The 534-nt window shown below is 74.2% G+C and carries 2 pseudogenes; one reads left to right on the top strand and one right to left on the bottom strand.

The annotated features are described in order from the left end of the window. A pseudogene (locus AIIKEEIJ_RS14780) lies at positions 1 to 319 on the bottom strand (DUF4333 domain-containing protein); the annotation flags it as partial. A 23-nt stretch (positions 320 to 342) separates the two neighbouring features. Here AIIKEEIJ_RS14780 and AIIKEEIJ_RS33675 point away from each other — a divergent pair. Then, positions 343 to 534, top strand: a pseudogene (locus AIIKEEIJ_RS33675) (hypothetical protein); the annotation flags it as partial.

The following is a 534-nucleotide window of genomic DNA, read 5'->3' as shown; positions in this document are numbered from 1 at the left end:
GGGCGGGCTGCCCCCACTGGGGCTGACCCTGCTGGGGTTGTCCCCACTGCTGGCCCTGGCCGGGCTGCTGGCCCCACTGCTGGCCGGGGGTTTGGCCTTGGCCGGGTTGCTGCCCCCACTGCGGCTGACCCTGCTGCGGCTGGCCGGGGGTCTGTTGGCCCTGCTGGCCCCACTGCTGGCCGGCGGGCTGCCCCTGCTGCGGCGTGCCGAACGCCTGCGTCGGGGCCGGCCCCTGCTCGGCTCCGGAGGACGGCGGGGGCGACGGCGCCCACTGCTTGGTCGAATCGTCGGAATCCTGCGGGTCGTGCGGACCGCTCATTGTCGCCTCCACCTGCCTTCGCTGTGTCCAATTACCGTAGCCGTAGCGCCCCACCCACCACGAGAAAGCCGTGTGGCAGCGCGCGTATCAAACCACATCGGGCGCTCGCCGCGGCCGGGATCGCCAAGCCCGACGCCGTGTGCGTGACGATCGGTCCCGGCCTCGCCGGTGCGCTGCTCGTCGGTGTCGCCGCAGCCAAGGCCCACGCCGCCGCG

Origin of the sequence: Rhodococcus sp. YH1, assembly GCF_009939605.1 — a bacterium.
GTDB classification, from domain to species: Bacteria; Actinomycetota; Actinomycetes; order Mycobacteriales; family Mycobacteriaceae; genus Rhodococcus; species Rhodococcus aetherivorans.
The sequence above is the reverse complement of the archived record's forward strand: the minus strand, read 5'-3'. Positions and strand labels throughout refer to the sequence as shown.